Source organism: Thiothrix lacustris DSM 21227, from assembly GCF_000621325.1.
GTDB classification, from domain to species: Bacteria; Pseudomonadota; Gammaproteobacteria; order Thiotrichales; family Thiotrichaceae; genus Thiothrix; species Thiothrix lacustris.
Genome location: NZ_JHYQ01000023.1, coordinates 39,745 through 55,711, shown reverse-complemented (window position 1 = coordinate 55,711; position 15,967 = coordinate 39,745). Strand labels below are relative to the sequence as shown.

18 protein-coding genes are annotated in these 15,967 nt (G+C 53.8%); 17 read left to right on the top strand and 1 reads right to left on the bottom strand.

All coding sequences use genetic code 11. The features are described 5' to 3' along the window. Nucleotides 1-17: 17 nt before the first annotated feature. The 6 genes from Q394_RS0112150 (at nt 18) to Q394_RS0112125 (ending at nt 5,211) form a co-directional block, all read left to right on the top strand. The gene (locus Q394_RS0112150; protein WP_028489524.1) at nt 18-1,019 is read left to right on the top strand and encodes an aromatic/alkene monooxygenase hydroxylase subunit beta; all 1,002 of its coding nucleotides are present in this window, start codon (nt 18-20) and stop codon (nt 1,017-1,019) included. 10 nt (nt 1,020-1,029) lie between these two features. Beyond that, on the top strand, nt 1,030-1,302 hold the full coding sequence (locus Q394_RS0112145; RefSeq protein ID WP_028489523.1) for an MmoB/DmpM family protein: 273 nt from the start codon (nt 1,030-1,032) through the stop codon (nt 1,300-1,302). A 17-nt stretch (nt 1,303-1,319) separates the two neighbouring features. Beyond that, a complete protein-coding gene (locus Q394_RS0112140; protein WP_028489522.1) occupies nt 1,320-2,870 on the top strand; it encodes an aromatic/alkene/methane monooxygenase hydroxylase/oxygenase subunit alpha in 1,551 nt (516 codons plus the stop codon). 11 nt (nt 2,871-2,881) lie between these two features. Continuing rightward, nucleotides 2,882-3,244, top strand: a complete 363-nt coding sequence (locus Q394_RS0112135; RefSeq protein WP_028489521.1) for a phenol hydroxylase subunit P4 — start codon at nt 2,882-2,884, stop codon at nt 3,242-3,244. A 73-nt stretch (nt 3,245-3,317) separates the two neighbouring features. Continuing rightward, entirely contained in the window at nt 3,318-4,382 is a 1,065-nt protein-coding gene (locus tag Q394_RS0112130; protein WP_028489520.1) for an NADH:ubiquinone reductase (Na(+)-transporting) subunit F, read from the top strand. Nucleotides 4,383-4,392: 10 nt separating this feature from the next. After that, nucleotides 4,393-5,211, top strand: a complete 819-nt coding sequence (locus Q394_RS0112125) for an alpha/beta fold hydrolase (protein ID WP_028489519.1) — start codon at nt 4,393-4,395, stop codon at nt 5,209-5,211. Here the strand turns inward: Q394_RS0112125 and Q394_RS0112120 are convergent. Further along, nucleotides 5,208-5,981 carry a dioxygenase family protein gene (locus Q394_RS0112120; protein ID WP_028489518.1) on the bottom strand — a complete coding sequence of 258 codons (774 nt, stop codon included), beginning with the start codon at nt 5,979-5,981 and terminating at the stop codon, nt 5,208-5,210. The genes Q394_RS0112125 and Q394_RS0112120 overlap by 4 nt on opposite strands. Before the next feature lie 287 nt (nt 5,982-6,268). Between Q394_RS0112120 and Q394_RS0112115 the strand changes: the two genes are divergently transcribed. The 11 genes from Q394_RS0112115 (at nt 6,269) to Q394_RS0112065 (ending at nt 15,952) form a co-directional block, all read left to right on the top strand. Continuing rightward, nucleotides 6,269-7,150: a SphA family protein gene (locus Q394_RS0112115; RefSeq protein ID WP_028489517.1), complete on the top strand. Its 882-nt coding sequence runs from the start codon at nt 6,269-6,271 to the stop codon at nt 7,148-7,150. Nucleotides 7,151-7,176: 26 nt separating this feature from the next. Continuing rightward, entirely contained in the window at nt 7,177-7,509 is a 333-nt protein-coding gene (locus Q394_RS0112110; RefSeq protein WP_028489516.1) for a 2Fe-2S iron-sulfur cluster-binding protein, read from the top strand. Between the two features lie 68 nt (nt 7,510-7,577). Further along, nucleotides 7,578-8,513 (top strand): catechol 2,3-dioxygenase, encoded by a 936-nt coding sequence (locus Q394_RS0112105; RefSeq protein ID WP_245606788.1) that lies wholly within the window; start codon nt 7,578-7,580, stop codon nt 8,511-8,513. Between the two features lie 6 nt (nt 8,514-8,519). Continuing rightward, nucleotides 8,520-8,954, top strand: a complete 435-nt coding sequence (locus Q394_RS0112100; protein ID WP_028489514.1) for a GlcG/HbpS family heme-binding protein — start codon at nt 8,520-8,522, stop codon at nt 8,952-8,954. Nucleotides 8,955-9,047: 93 nt separating this feature from the next. Beyond that, nucleotides 9,048-9,848: a sulfite exporter TauE/SafE family protein gene (locus Q394_RS0112095; protein ID WP_028489513.1), complete on the top strand. Its 801-nt coding sequence runs from the start codon at nt 9,048-9,050 to the stop codon at nt 9,846-9,848. A gap of 4 nt (nt 9,849-9,852) precedes the next feature. Further along, nucleotides 9,853-11,157 carry a hypothetical protein gene (locus Q394_RS0112090; RefSeq protein WP_028489512.1) on the top strand — a complete coding sequence of 435 codons (1,305 nt, stop codon included), beginning with the start codon at nt 9,853-9,855 and terminating at the stop codon, nt 11,155-11,157. Between the two features lie 84 nt (nt 11,158-11,241). Next, nucleotides 11,242-12,123, top strand: a complete 882-nt coding sequence (gene dapA / locus Q394_RS0112085) for a 4-hydroxy-tetrahydrodipicolinate synthase (protein ID WP_028489511.1) — start codon at nt 11,242-11,244, stop codon at nt 12,121-12,123. Between the two features lie 24 nt (nt 12,124-12,147). Continuing rightward, complete coding sequence (locus Q394_RS0112080; protein WP_028489510.1) at nt 12,148-12,942, top strand: SDR family NAD(P)-dependent oxidoreductase; 795 nt, start codon at nt 12,148-12,150, stop codon at nt 12,940-12,942. Nucleotides 12,943-12,964: 22 nt separating this feature from the next. Next, nucleotides 12,965-14,278, top strand: coding sequence for an aminotransferase class V-fold PLP-dependent enzyme (locus Q394_RS0112075; RefSeq protein ID WP_028489509.1), 1,314 nt, complete (start codon nt 12,965-12,967; stop codon nt 14,276-14,278). Continuing rightward, nucleotides 14,271-15,146 carry an AEC family transporter gene (locus Q394_RS0112070; protein ID WP_028489508.1) on the top strand — a complete coding sequence of 292 codons (876 nt, stop codon included), beginning with the start codon at nt 14,271-14,273 and terminating at the stop codon, nt 15,144-15,146. Before Q394_RS0112075 ends, Q394_RS0112070 begins: the two co-directional genes overlap by 8 nt. A 17-nt stretch (nt 15,147-15,163) precedes the next feature. Beyond that, complete coding sequence (locus Q394_RS0112065; protein ID WP_038141396.1) at nt 15,164-15,952, top strand: SDR family oxidoreductase; 789 nt, start codon at nt 15,164-15,166, stop codon at nt 15,950-15,952. Nucleotides 15,953-15,967 lie beyond the last annotated feature (15 nt).

The following is a 15,967-nucleotide window of genomic DNA, read 5'->3' as shown; positions in this document are numbered from 1 at the left end:
GAGAGGAGAATCCATCAATGTCATTAAATATCGCTGCGAAAGAGGTCAAACCTTTACGCACCAATTTTGGTTACACCGCCCGCCGCGTGGGGGAAAACAAGCCTGCTTCGCGCTATCAGGAAGCGGTTTACGACATTCAACCCACCTGCAATTTCCACTACCCGCCCAGTTGGGAGCCGGACAAAATGCTGTTCGATGCCAGCCGTACCGCTATCGTGATGCAGGATTGGTATAGCTTCACCGATCCGCGCCAGTATTACTACACGACTTACGTCGCGGCTCGTGCCAAGCAGCAAGAAGTGATGGATAGCAATTTTGAGCTGATCGAAAAGCGCAACCTGTTGCAAGGTGTACCCGCTGCGGTGTTGCAACAAATCCGTGAGGTGTTGATTCCATTGCGTCATCTGGAATACGGCGCAAACATGAACAATCAGGACATTTGCGACCGTGGCTACGGCACAACTATTACCTCACTAGCGTCCTTTAACGGCTTTGACCGCATTGGTATGGCGCAATACCTGTCCCGTATCGCGCTGCTGTTGGACGAAAATGAAGAAACCACCCTGTTAGCCGCCAAAACTGCGTGGCTGGATGCCCCCGTATGGCAACCGTTGCGCCATGCGATGGAAGACACCTTCGTTCTGGATGACTGGTTTGAAATCATGGTGGCGCAAAACATCGTGCTGGATGGGCTGATTTACCCGCTGGTGTACGAACGTTTCATCCCCGCGTTGACCGCGCAAGGTGGCGGTACTTTCCTGATGCTGACCCAGTTCATGAATGAATGGTATGGCGAAACGGTGCGTTGGACTAATCAGCTCATGAAAGTGACCGCTGCTGAATCCCCTGCCAACGCCGAGTTGCTAAGCGCATGGACAAGCCAATGGGTGGCACGTTTGGAGCAGGCTGTCCTGCCGCTGGCACAACTGGCGTTCGGCGAGAATGCTGCTGCGCAACAGGTGGCAGAAGTGAAACAGGAGTTGTTGGCACGGTTGGCGAAACAAGGCATCAAGGTGTAAGGAGGCTGATATGTCTGATGGCAAAGTATTCATGATTTTTCAGGACACGGCGGATGCGCGTCCTTTCATCGAGGCACTGACGCAGGAAAATCCTGCTGCCACCATCATCCATCAACCGGGCATGATTCGGTTTGAGGCGATGGGCGAAATTGGCATTACCCGCGCGGTAGTGGAAGAGCTGGCAGGCCGTGACGTGGACTTGCAGGAACTGCACCTGACGCTGATTTCACTGTCCGGCAACATTGATGAAGACGACGATTATTTCCGCATTACCCGTCATTGAACAGAGGAGGACTGAACATGGCAAAAAAATTAAACATGCGTAAGCGTTACGAGTTACTGACCCGTGGCTTGGGTTGGGAACCGACTTACCAATCGAAAGAAAAAGTGTTTTCCAACGAAAGCTACGAGGGCATCAAGATCACCGACTGGAGCAAATGGGAAGATCCGTTTCGCCTTACCATTGATGCTTACTGGAAATATCAGGCGGAAAAGGATAAGAAACTGTATGCTGTGATGGACAGTTTCGCCCAAAATAACGCCCATTTGAATTTGGCGGATGCCACCTATGTGAATGCGCTCAAGCTGTTCATTCAGGGAGTTACCCCGCTGGAATATCAGGCGCACCGTGGCTTTGCACGGCTAGCCCGCCAGTTCAGCGGCGAAGGTGCACAGATTGCCTGCCAGATGCAATCGCTGGATGAATTGCGCCATACCCAGACGCAAATCCACACCATCAGCCATTACAACAAGCATTTCAACGGGATGCATGACCCGTTCCACATGCACGACCGTGTGTGGTATTTGTCCGTACCGAAATCGTATTTTGACGATGCCAAATCTGCTGGGCCGTTTGAGTTCATCACATCGGTATCGTTTGCGTTTGAATACCTGCTGACCAATTTGCTGTTCGTGCCGTTCATGTCCGGCGCGGCGTTTAACGGTGATATGGCAACCGTGACCTTTGGCTTTTCCGCACAATCGGACGAATCACGCCACATGACGTTGGGCTTGGAACTCATTAAGTTCCTGCTAGAACAGCATGAAGATAACATCCCCATCGTGCAGGGCTGGATCGACAAACATTTCTGGCGTGCTTACCGCGTACTGGCGTTGGTGTCAGCGATGCAGGACTACATGTTGCCGGAAAGCCCGATGTCGTGGAAAGAAGCGTGGGAAATCTACTTTGTCGAGAATGCAGGTGCGCTGTTCAACGACCTTGCCCGCTATGGTCTGCGGATGCCGAAATACCACGAACAAGCGACTGCTGAAGCTGAACACTTGAGCCATCAGGTGTGGGGCACGCTGTATAACTACGCCCATGCTGCCTCCATGCATTTCTGGTTGCCGGACGAGAAGAAAATGGATTGGTTGTCTGAAAAGTATCCCAACACCTTCGACAAATATTACCGTCCGCGCTACGAAATGTGGGCGCAAATGGCGAAAGAAGGTAAGCGTTTCCAAAACGGTGGCTTGCCGCAATTGTGTCAGGTATGCCAGGTTCCGATGCTGTTTACTGAAGTCAGCAAAGATGACCCGATGCAGATTTCCTACCGCAGCAGTGAATTCAACGGTGAGAAATTCCATACCTGTTCCGACGGTTGCAAGGACATTTTCGATCACGAGCCGGAAAAATACGTTCATGCGTGGCTGCCAGTGCATCAAATTTTCCAAGGTAATTGTGGCGGCGCGGCGATTCCCGACATCCTCAACTGGTATCACTTTAAGCCGGAAGATGGCGGTGATTACGCCGGTTCTGCCGATGAAACCCGCTGGAAAGCCATGCACGGTGAAACCACGGGCGCAGCCAGCAGCGACACCGAATCCGCCGAAGAAAAAGCAGCAGCGTAAGGAGCAGAAATATGACTGTTAAAGCAATTCATGGTGAATACCCGGTGGTGATGATGGATAGCGTTGACCGCTTCCACGGCAACCAGTTGGTGTACATCGGTTGGGATTACCACACCAGCATCTCCACTGCTAATGCCTACCCGCTGCCGCCGGACATGCCGTTTGCGGCATTGACGGGCGCAGTGTTACCCAGTGTATTGGGGCCGCACCCAGAGTTCCCGCTGATTGAGTGGGACAAGGTGGAATGGATGCTGGATGGCAAACTGTTCCACCCCAATATGGGGCTGAGCCTCAAGGATAACGGTATCGGTCACAAGTCGCTGATCCGTTTCCGCACGCCGGGGCTAAAGGGTTACAACAATACCGGCAACTGACTGACTCCTCCACTGTCCGGTCTCCGCTTTGTCTCATGAGGGCAAAGCGGCTTTTTCAAGGAGATATTTGCCCATGACATACGAAATAACCATAGACCCCACTGGCGACACCATCGAGGTGGAAGCGGGACAAACGCTGCTGGATGCGGCGTTGCGGGCGGGGATTTACTTGCCACATGCCTGCGGGCATGGCTTGTGCGGAAGCTGCAAAGTCACGGTGCTGGAGGGTGAGGTTCTCCACGGTGATGCTTCGCCATTCGCGCTGATGGACATCGAACGCGAGGAAGGTAAATGTCTGGCGTGTTGTGCTACCCCGTTGAGTGACCTGACGATTGAGGCCGACGTTGAGGAAGAGCCGGATGCGCACAACCACCCGGTACGTGATTTCGTCGGGGTGGTCTCCAAGATCGACACTTTGACACCGCGCATCAAGAGCATCTTTCTGGCGATTGAACACGATGGCATCGACTTTCAAGCAGGGCATTACATCAACCTGCTGATTCCGGGCATGGAAGACACGCCGCGTGCGTTTTCGATTGCCAGCCCGCCATCTGAGCGTAATTTGATCGAGCTGAATGTGGCATTGGTTGACGGTGGCAAAGGTACAACCTGGTTGCATAACGAACTCAAGATTGGGGATGAAATCCGTTTCAGTGGCCCTTACGGGCGTTTCTTTGTGCGTGAGTCCGCGCCTGAGCCGATGATTTTCCTTGCCGGTGGTTCGGGGCTTTCCAGTCCCAAGTCGATGATTTTGGAGTTATTTGAGCACGGTGAAACGCGCTCGATCACTTTCATTTATGGCGCACGCAACCAAGCCGAACTGTATTACCGCGAACTGTTCGAGGAACTGGCGGCGGAACACCCCAATTTTACCTACTTGCCGGTCTTGTCCAGTGAGCCTGCTGATTCGGGTTGGGAAGGTTTACGCGGTTTCGTGCATGAGGCGGCACGGGAACATTTTGGCGGTAAGTTTGCTGGACACAAGGCGTATATGTGCGGGCCACCGCCGATGATTGATGCCTGTATCACTACCCTGATACAAGGCCGATTGTTTGAGCGCGACATGTATATGGAAAACTTCTACACACAAGCAAGCAAGGATGCCGCGCCCAAAAGCCCGCTGTTCAAAAGCATTTAAAGGAATACAGATGACGACACAAAATCCTGAAGTTGCCAATAGCCTCCGTGCTGCGGGCATTATGACCAATTACCATGACCAAGGCGCGGGCGAGCCGGTGTTGCTGATCCATGGTTCTGGCCCCGGTGTAAGTGCGTGGGCAAACTGGCGGCTGACCATTCCCGAACTTGCCAAGCAGTTCCGGGTGATAGCGCCAGATATGGCGGGGTTTGGTTTTAGCGAACGTCAAGCCAATGCTGTCTACAACATGGGTAACTGGGTGGCGCAGGCGGTGGGTTTGCTGGATGCGTTGGAGATTGAAAAAGCTTCGGTAGTAGGCAATTCCTTCGGTGGTGGCTTGGCATTGGCATTGGCTATCCATCACCCAGAACGGGTCAATAAGCTGGTGCTGATGGGGAGTGTTGGCGTGCCATTCACCATTACCGACGGGCTGGATCGGGTATGGGGCTATGAGCCATCCATCGAAATCATGAAAAGCCTGCTGGACATTTTTGCCTACAACCGTGCTTTGGTGACGGATGAATTGGCGGAATTGCGTTATCAAGCCAGCATCCGCCCCGGTTTTCAGGAATCGTTTGCCCAAATGTTCCCCGCGCCGCGTCAGCAATGGGTGGATGCGATGACCAGCCAGCAGGACGACATCCGTGCTTTACCGCACCACACGCTGATTGTGCATGGGCGCGATGACAAGGTGATTCCGTTGCAGAATTCCTATGACTTGCTGGGTCTGATTGACCGTTCTGAACTGCATGTGTTCGGGCAGTGCGGGCATTGGACGCAGATTGAACACGCTGCGCGGTTTAATGCGCTGGTGGCGGGGTTTCTTTAAGCCCCCCAAACATACGCATCCATCGCTAGCCCACCATAACAATATTCCGGCGTATAGCGGGTAAGCGTTTCATCCGCATCGCTTGCCCCTAACGTCACAAACAGCGGTAGCAAATGTTCCTCCGTAGGATGCGCTGCCGCACCATAAGGCGCTTGCTGGCGGTAATCTAGCAACGCAGGCACATCGCGAGCTGCCAGTTTTTCCCCTAACCAATCACTGAACACTTGCGCTTGTGGCACAGGTGCGCCCTGACGTGCCAGCCAGCCGAAGTTATGCGTCACCGCTCCCGATGCCATGATCAAAATCCCTTCTTCACGCAACGGTTGCAGCGCTTGCCCCAAGCGCCAATGCCATGCCGTGCCCGCCACCGGCTGAATCGCAAGCTGCACCACCGGCACATCGGCTTGCGGATACAGGCTGCGTAACGGAATCCACGCGCCATGATCCAGCCCGCGTTGGGCGTTTTGGGTCAGGGGAATGCCGTTGACCGCGAGGCATTGCGTGACCCGTTCCGCCAGTTCAGGCATTCCCGGCGCGGGGTATTGCATCTGGTACAGAGCTTGGGGGAAGCCGCCGAAATCGTGAATAGTACTGGGCTGGTTGGCAGTACTGATCACGGGTTGCGGTGTTTCCCAATGCGCCGAAATCAGCAAAATGGCACGCGGGCGCGGCAGGGTTGTACCCAGTTGTTGCCAGCATTGCAGGGTTGCACCGTCTTGCAGGGCTACATCCGGTGACCCGTGGGAAACGAAAACGAGTGGGCTAAGCATTGAGTCAGTATCCAGTGGTTAAGACATACCAACATTGTAGAGGGTGAACGTATGGTTGATAAATGCAGTAAAAGAAGATTATTTATTAAAATAAAGTTGAATATCGCAATGGAGATGACTTGATGAAATGCTTAAGCCAGCCTTGCCAGTTTCATCAATTAATCATAAAGCCAAGAGACTGATTTCATATAAATTATTGAAAATAATAGACTTTATATGATGGCATACCGATTGCTATACAAAGGCAAAGCTAGGGTTTCAACACATCAGTCGATGGAGGAGAGGAGATGAAAAAACTATTCGTTGTGGCGGTATTGAGCGGCATGTCATTGGGTGCTCACGCCGAAGGTCATTATGTGCCGGGCATTGAAGGTGTCAAAGCCGCGAGCGTGCCGCCTGCAGGTAATTACTACATTGGTTACGGCGTGAATTATTCGGTGGACTCGTTGAAAGTACCGGGGACAGACACCGATATTCCCGTCAGTAATGAAGGCAGTGTCACCGCTTTGGCACACCGTTTTGTCCACATGACTGACAAGAAAGTATTGGGTGCGGATTACGGTGTAGAAGCCATTGTGCCGATGATCCAAAAAGATTTTGACTTTACAGCGGCGGGTTACACCAAGAAAAAATCGGGGATTGGTGATGTCTATGTCGGCCCCTTAGTACTGGGTTGGCATGGCGATCGTTGGGATAGCGTCGCCGCTGCCGGTGTCTGGTTGGATACGGCTAACAGTGACGAGTTGGCTTCCCCCGGTAACGGTTACAAAGGCACGATGTTGACGGGTGGCGGGACAGCCTATCTGAATGCGGACAAGAGCGTGTCTGCCTCTGGTTTGCTGCGCTATGAAATGAATGGCGAAAAGGATACCGGTTTTGAGCCGGGTGATCAGGTGTCGCTGGAATGGGGTATCGGTAAAAAAGTCACGCCGGTACTGGAATTGGGGGTAGTGGGTTACGACCAGTGGCAGGTCAGCAAGGACAAAGGCACGGGTGCAACCGACGACAAGTTCAGCAAACATGCCGTAGGGGTAGAAGGCTCATACATGTCGAAAGCCCTGCGCGGCATCGTCGAGGCGGCTTACTACGACGAGTATGACGTGCAAGCAGGCAGCGGCCCCGCCCCTGCGGGCAGCACGTTCCGGGTTAATTTTGTGAAACCGTTCTAACCCGGCATTCATCAAGGAACCCCGTCATGTTTGGAATACCCACGCATAGCATCGCGATCCCAGCAACGGGAGAGCATTTTTCCTGCAAGGATCACGAGGCGTTGCTGGCAGCAATGGTCAAGCTCGGCAGGAGAGGCATACCCGTTGGCTGCCTCAATGGTGGCTGCGGCGTTTGTAAGGTGCGCGTCCTGAAAGGTTCAGTGGTAGCAACCGGCCCTATCAGCCGAGCGCATGTTTCGCAGGAGGAAGCAGATGCCAATATTACGCTGGCTTGTCGGACAGCCCCGACCAGCGATTTGGAACTGGAAATCCTCGGCAAGATGAAAAAGTCCTTTTTGGCGCAGTGTAGCAAACCCTAAGTGGGTGGATGCTGCGGGATTCATTACGTTTACTATCATTCAAGAGAGAGGAGAAACTCATGGGAGTGATGAGAATAGGTCATATCAATGTCAAGGTCATGGATATGGCAGCGGCTCTACAGCATTATGAAAAAGTGCTGGGTATGAAAACTGTCCACACGGATGCAGATGGCAATGCTTACCTGAAGTGTTGGGATGAATGGGATAAGTATTCCCTGATTCTCACCGAAACCGATCAAGCAGGTTTGAACCACGTTGCTTACAAGGTCGAAAAGGAAACCGATCTGGACGAACTCCAACAGCGCATTGAAGCCAGTGGCACTGCCACCGAAATGTTGCCGGAAGGCACAATGCCGTTCACCGGGCGTTTGCTGAAATTCAACCTGCCCAGCGGTCATGAAATGCGCCTGTATGCCACCAAGGAATGCGTGGGTACGGATGTGGGTTCGACCAACCCTGACCCGTGGCCGGATGACATTAAGGGTGCTGGTGTACACTGGCTGGATCACTGCTTGCTGATGTGTGAATTGAACCCGGCGGCGGGTATCAACAAGGTGGCTGAATCCACCGACTTCATGATGAATGTGCTGGATTTCAATATGGCTGAACGGGTCATGGTGGGGCCAAACGGTGATATTCCGGCAGCGACTTGGTTGTTCCGCACCTCTACACCGCACGACATTGCCTTTGTTGGCGGGGAACGCATGGGTTTGCACCATTTTGCGTTCTTCCTCAATGACTGGAGCGCTATTCTGAAGTCCGCTGACGTGATGGCGAAAAACAAGGTCAAAATCGACGTTGCCCCAACCCGTCACGGTATTACCCGTGGTGAAACCATCTACTTCTTTGATCCGTCAGGCAACCGCAATGAAACCTTTGCAGGCTTGGGTTATATGGCACAACCCGACCGCCCAGTGATTACGTGGACAGAAGACCAGCTCTGGCGCGGTATTTTCTTCCATTCCGGTGAAGAATCCGGCTCATTCACCACTGCGTATACCTGATTGCCTATGTCAAACATCAGTGTTACCCACACGCTGATTGACTGGGATGCTGCTGCCATTGCCGTGAAAGCGGCGGTGGCGGAAGCGGTGTCAATTGGGGTGAAAATCAATGTTGCCGTTGTCGACCGCTCCGGCGTGTTGGCGGCATTTTTACGGATGCCGGGTGCGCCTCTGCACTCGGTCGATATTGCCATCGACAAAGCCTATACCGCTGTGAGTTTTGGTTTGCCCACGCATTTGTGGTTGGATGCGCTCAAGGAACATTCGCCTGCGGTGCGTGAGGGGATTGTGCGGCGTCCGCGTTTCGTCGCGTTTGGTGGCGGTTTACCTATGGTGTCCAACGGGGAGCTGATCGGCGCGATTGGGGTTTCCGGGGCGAGCGAGGTACAAGACCAGCAGTGTGCACAAGCTGGTCTTAACGCCATTGGGGTCAATGGATGAACAAAGCCGGATAGCTTGCTTTTCATGTTCTCCCTGTTTGTAATGGCGTTTTAATCATTACAATCCCGGATGGGACATAGTGGAGAACAAATCTTGGACATTAATTTGCTGTTGATATTGCTGGCCTTGGGTGCTGTCGTGGGGGTTTTTGCCGGGTTATTCGGTGTCGGTGGTGGTGGTATCATGGTTCCAGCCCTGACGACCTTGTTCGTCGGCAAAGGCTTTCCCCCCGATCAGGTGGTGCATCTGGCGTTGGGGACATCAATGGCAGCCATTGTCATGACTTCCTTTTCCAGTATGCGGGCGCACCATGCCAGAGAGGCGGTGTTGTGGGCAGTAGTACGCCACATGACACCCGGTATTCTGCTGGGGACATTTGCCGCGACTTTTCTGGCAACTTACCTGTCTTCAAAACATTTGGCGATTTTCTTTGCCTGTTTCATGGGTTATGTCGCTTTGCAGATGATCCTGAACGTCAAGCCAAAACCGCATCGGGAATTGCCGGGGGCATTGGGGCTGGCTTCGGTCGGCATGGGGATCGGCGCGGTTTCGGCACTGGTAGCTATCGGTGGCGGTTCGCTGTCTGTGCCTTACCTGACTTGGTGCAATGTCAATATCCGCAATGCGATTGCTACCTCCGCTGCCATTGGCTTGCCGATTGCGCTGGCGGGGACACTGGGGTATTTGTTCAATGGCTGGGGGCAAGCCGGGTTGCCGGAACACACACTGGGTTTCATCTACTGGCCTGCGGTTGTCGTGATTTCACTGGTCAGTTATTTTACGACCCCGTATGGGGCACATCTGGCGCATTCACTGCCGATACCGACATTGAAGAAAGGCTTTGCGGTGTTGTTGGTGCTGTTGAGCCTGAAGATGCTGCATTCGGTGTTGTAGGTTGATGAAACTGAACCCCGTCCTTTTGTGTTACCTCGCCAGCCTGTTGTTGCTGGGGATGGCGGTCAGCAGTTTGTTGCACTTGCTGTATCCGTCATTGCCTGCTTGGGTCAGCGGCTTATGTGCGTGGCTGGTGCTGGGAATGTTGCTGTTGGCGGCACACCCGCGTCAGTTCCAGCAGTTTTTTCTGCTCTCTGGGGTGGGGCTGGCTTTCCTGCTATGGGGGTGGTGGCGTGGGGCAAGCGTTTCCTTGAATGATATTCTGCTACAAAACAATGGCTTGATGGTGATGTTGTACAGCGTGGGTTTCCTGCGTCTGGTGGCGACATCCGCACAGGCCGGTAACGAGCCATTACCTCAAGGGCGGCGGGCATTTGTGAATACCTTGCTGGGTGTGCATGTCTTGGGTGCGGTGATCAATATTTCCATTCTGATTCTGGTGGCGGAACGTTTGAAATCACAGGAGGCATTGGGCAGGCAAGCGGTAACTGTCATTGGGCGGGCGTTTTCGATGGCGGCGTTCTGGTCGCCATTTTTTGCCGCGATGGCGGTGGCGCTGACGTATGCGCCCGGCGCTGAATTGCATCCGGTGATCCTGACCGGGTTGGGGTTAACCGCTTTGGCAATGCTGGTGACGGTGCTGGAAATGGGCGGTAGTGGTTTGCACAAGGTGCAGGCATTCCGGGGTTATCCCATGCACGCTGGCAGTTTGCTGATCCCCATGCTGCTGGCAGTCACGGTGATGGTGTTGCATCAGTTGTTGCCTAATGTGCCGGTATTGATGCTGGTCAGTACCACGGCAGTGACGCTGGCAGTGATATTCCTGTTTTTGCGCCAGCCGGAGACAGCCAAGGCTGGGTTGAAACAGCATGTGTGGAACAGTGCGCCACGTCTGGCACGGGAACTGGGTTTGTTCATGGGGGCTGGCCTGCTGACCGTAGGTGTACAAGCCGTAACCCAGAGCTTTAGCGGTTTCCAGCCGTTCGCAGCGTTGGGAGGGCTAGAATTGAGCCTGTTGTTGGGTGGGGCGATTGTGGTGTCATTGCTGGGGGTACATCCGGTGGTCAGCGTGGCAGTGATCGGCCCGCTGGTGCAGCCCCTGTACCCAGACCCTAATGTGCTGGCGATGCTGTTTTTGTGCATCTGGAGCTTGGGTGTGGTAGCCAGCCCGTTTTCCGGCCTGAATGCCATCATGCGTAGCCAGCTTGAGGTGTCAGGGCGTGACATCATGCTCTGGAATATCGGCTATGTGGTGGTGATGTGGGTGATGGTTTCAGCAGTATTTTTCTTGATTGCAGGGAGTGCCTGATGAATCTTTAGGAGGCAACGTTATGAATCCCACGGATGCATTGCTACCGCTTTGCACTGGTTTGACTGAATGGAGGAATCCCGGATGAAATCTTTACGCGGAAGTTTTGTATCTATCGTTACGCCCATGCAGGGCGATGGTGCAGTAGATTTTAACGCCCTTGAACGCCTGATCAACTGGCAGATAGAACAGGGCAGTGACGGTATTGTGACGGTTGGCACGACGGGCGAATCCGCCACACTGGATGATGCAGAACATTGTGCTGTCATCCGTGAAACCGTGAGGATAGTTGCCGGTCGTGTCCCCGTGATTGCCGGGACAGGGGCGAATGCCACGACGGAAGCTATCCACTTGACCGAATGTGCTGCCAAAGCCGGTGTGGATGCCTGCCTACTGGTGACACCGTATTACAACAAACCTACTCAGGAAGGGTTGTTCCAGCATTACAAAGCGGTGGCTGAAGCCGTTGATATTCCCCAAATCCTGTACAACGTTCCGGGGCGTACCTGTTGTGACATGGCGAATGAAACAGTGATCCGGCTTGCTAAAGTCAGGAATATCATTGGGCTGAAGGATGCGACCGGTGAGTTGGGACGGCTACCTGCATTACGTTCCCGGCTTCCTGAAGGTTTCCTGCTCTACAGTGGGGACGATGCTACTGCCTGTAATTTCCTGTTGGCGGGTGGTGATGGTGTTATTAGCGTGACGGGGAATATTGCGCCCCAAAAGATGCAGACGATGGTTACTGCGGCTCTCTTGGCTGATGAGCCAACAGCACGAAGGTTTGACCAGCAATTACAAGGTTTGCACAAGCAATTGTTTATCGAAAGCAGCCCGATTCCGAGTAAATGGGCGCTGCATAAAATGGGTCTTATCCCTAACGGCATCCGCCTTCCCCTGACTTGGCTCACACCTGCCAGCGAAGCATCGGTTGCACAAACTATGCAACAAGCAGGAATTGAATAACGTACACGTATCAGCGAGAACAACATGGATTTACAGATTACTAACAAAACCGCGTTTATCAGCGGCTCGACCAAGGGTATTGGCTTCGCCACCGCATTGGGTCTGGCTAAAGAAGGCGTCAAGGTGTGGCTGAATGGGCGTAGTGAAATGTCGGTGGATGCTGCCAAAGCCCGCCTTCTGGCGGCAGTACCTGATGCCAGTGTCAGCGGCATTGCGGCGGATTTATCGACAGCAGCAGGCTGTAACGCAGTGGTCAATGCCTTACCTGCGGTGGATATTCTGGTCAACAATCTGGGTATCTTTGAACCCAAGCCGTTTGAGGCGATTCCCGATGAAGACTGGTTCCGCTTTTTTGAGACTAATGTCATGAGTGGTGTGCGCCTGTCACGCCATTACCTTCCCTTGATGAAACAGCAAAACTGGGGACGCATCATTTTCGTTTCCAGTGAATCGGCTATCCAGATTCCCGAGGAAATGATCCACTACGGCATGACCAAAACTGCCCAGATCGCGTTGGCGCGTGGGTTAGCAGAAAGCACCAAAGGCACGGCTGTTACGGTGAATACCGTGTTGCCCGGCCCCAGCCGTTCGGAAGGGGTGGAAACGTTCGTGCAGCAGATTGCCGACCAGCAGGGTATGACGTTTGGCGAAATGGAGCGGGAATTTTTCAACAATATTCGCCCCAGTTCCCTGATCCAGCGTTTTGCCACCCCGGAAGAGGATGCCAACATGATTGTCTACCTGTGTGGTGTTGGTGCTGCCGCTACCAATGGGGCGGCGTTGCGCGTGGATGGTGGTGTGGTCAGGGCTGCCCTTTAATTCCGACAAGACAGGAACTCTCATGCAAACCCCTTCAGCCAAAGTCTGGGACATCGCGTATGTGCGCCAGCAGTTTCCGGCGTTAAATGATCCTGAGTCAGGCAAACTGGCTTTTTTTGAAAATGCAGGCGGGACTTACGTGCCCCATCAGGTGGTCGAACACCTCAACCATTTCATGACCCATACCAAGGTGCAGCCCTATGGCCCTTACCGGGCTTCACAACAGGGTACGCAAGCGATTGAGCAGGCCACGGTGAAAATGGCGGAGATGGTTAACGCCGATGAAGATGAAGTGGTGATTGGGCATTGCACCACCATGAACCTTTACCTGCTGTCGATGGCGCTGCGCAAACAGTTTGCAGCCGGAGATGAAATCATCGTCACCGAGCAGGATCACGAATCCAACATCAGCCCGTGGTTACGATTGCAGGAATTCGGTGTAAAAGTCAGGTTCTGGCCTATCGACCCGCACAGTGGCAAGTTGGCATTGGACGATCTGGATACCTTGCTGGGTGAACGTACCCGGCTGGTGTGCATGACACACAGTTCCAACATTGTCGGTGATGTGAATGACGTGAAAGCAGTGGCTGACAAGGTACATGCCGTCGGTGGCTGGCTGTTGGTGGATGGGGTTTCCTATGCGCCGCACCATGCCATTGATGTGAAAGCCCTCGGTGTGGATGTGTATGTGCTCAGCCTGTACAAGCTGTTCGGCCCGCATCTGGGGCTGATGTATGTGCGGCGTGACTTGCACGGTCAGTTGCATAACCAGTCGCTGGAACAATTACCCAAACTCTATGCCGCCTACACCAACCCCGGTGCGCCCAATAATTTGCGTATCGCGCTGAATCCGGGGCTGGTGAACCATGAGGAAGTTGCTTGCCTGCTGGGGCTGGTGGCGTATTTCGATGACCTGCATCAGCATCACGGTTTTGCGGACGAACCTTCCTTCCAGCGACGGGTAAGCCGGGTGATGGCGATTGCCGGTGAACACGAAACCGCCTTGGCAAGGCAATGGCAAATCTGGTTGAAGACCCAGCCAGCCTTGTCACAGCTTGGTGGTGACAACACTGTTCTTAAGCAGCGTTCACCGACATGGGCGTTACAGTGTGGGAGCACGTCCCCACGTACTTTGGCGATAGCATTGGGAGAGCGTGAGATTGCTGTACAAAGTGGCAGTTTCTATGCTTGGCGTTGTCTGGAAAAACTCGGCGTCGATCCGCACAGCGGGGTGTTAAGGGTCAGTCTGGCGCATTTCAATTCCAGCGAGGAATTGATGAGATTATGTATAACTCTGGATGGGTTGCTGGAATCAGCAGGCGGCAAGCATGTATGAAGTCCTGTCAGTTGTTGTGCCTGTGTTTTTTATCGCCTTCAGTGGATACATTTACGGACGCTGGATCACAACGGATATTGGTGAGGTTAACCGCATCAATCTGGATTTATTCGTTCCCGCATTGCTGATCTATGTGCTGTCGGAGAAAATGGGCAATACCGCTGGGGTACAGGAAATGCTGTTGGCGGGATCATTGGTCGTGGCGGGTTCCGGCCTGATTGCGTGGCCTGCTAGCCGCTGGCTGAAAATTGATTTCAAGACCCTCGCGCCGCCGATGATGTTCAACAATTCCGCCAATCTGGGATTCCCGCTGGCAGTATTTGCGTTCGGGGATAGCATCCTGCCGTATGCGGTAGTGCTGTTTCTGGTGCAATCTATCAGCATGTTCACGTTTGGATTCATGATTTATGAGCGGCGTTTTTCACCGCAGCACTTGCTGAAAAACCCGATCATCATTGCCATGGGTATCGGGCTGTTTTTGTATGCTTCCGGCCTGCACTTACCTGCCATGATCCTGCCGGGGGTAAAGCTGCTGAGCGAGGTGTCGATTCCGCTGACACTGGTGACGCTGGGGGTGAAACTGGCGGAAGCAGACTGGTCGCACTGGCGTGATGGTTTGTGGGGTGCTGTCTTGCGTCCTTTGAGTGGGCTACCGTTCGGCCTGCTGGCCATCTGGCTGATACCGATGCCGGATGCGCTGAAACCGCTGGTGATCCTGTTTGCCGTGTTGCCGCCTGCTATCCTGAATGCACCACTAGCAGCACGTTACCGGCAGGAGCCGGAAAAGGTCGCCTCAATGGTAATGGTCGGCAACCTGCTGACGGTGTTGTACATGCCGCTGCTATTTTATGTTCTGCTGAAATACTGAAGCTGAGGAACGTTCTGATGAATTCAAGCTTTTCAGACAAAGCCCTGAGCGGGCGCAAGGCGTTGGTGTTCGCTGCATCACAAGGGTTGGGCAAGGCTTCGGCTGAAATGCTGGCAAGTATGGGTGCGGAAGTGGTGATCATGGCGCGTTCGGCAGTCCATTTGCAGCAGGCCGCGCAGGACATTCAGGCGCAAACCGGCAGACCTGTGCAGGTGGAATGCGTAGATATGCTGGATACCGTGGCTTTGAACGCCATGCTGATGCGGCATCAGGATAGCGATATTCTGGTGACAAACTGCGGTGGCCCACCCGTTGCGCCATTTGTGGAATTACCGATTGCTGCGTGGGATGAGGCTTACCAGATGATCGTCCGTCCGGTGGTACTGGCCTGCCAGACGCTAGTTCCGGCGATGGCGCAACGCGGTTGGGGACGGGTGGTGATGATCACCTCCAGCACGGTGGTTGATCCGCTACGGCATTTTGCCTTGTCCAATGCCTTGCGCAAATCGCTGCTGGGGCTGGCGGAAAGTCTGGCGCAGGAATACGCCGCCCGTGGTGTCACCGCCAATCTGGTTTGCCCCGGTCTGACCCGCACGGCGCGGATGGAATCGCTGGTGGCAACAACCGCAGCCCGTACTGGCAAGGATGAAGCTGCTGTCCTCAAGGAAATGCTCGCTGGAATCCCTGCCAAACGCATGGCGGAGCCGCAGGAAATCGCGGCAGCGGTAGCGTTTCTGTGTTCGGAGGCGGCCAGTTTTGTGCAGGCGCAGACTTTGGTGGTGGATGGTGGTGGCAAAGTCGGATGATAATTCAATGGCTTA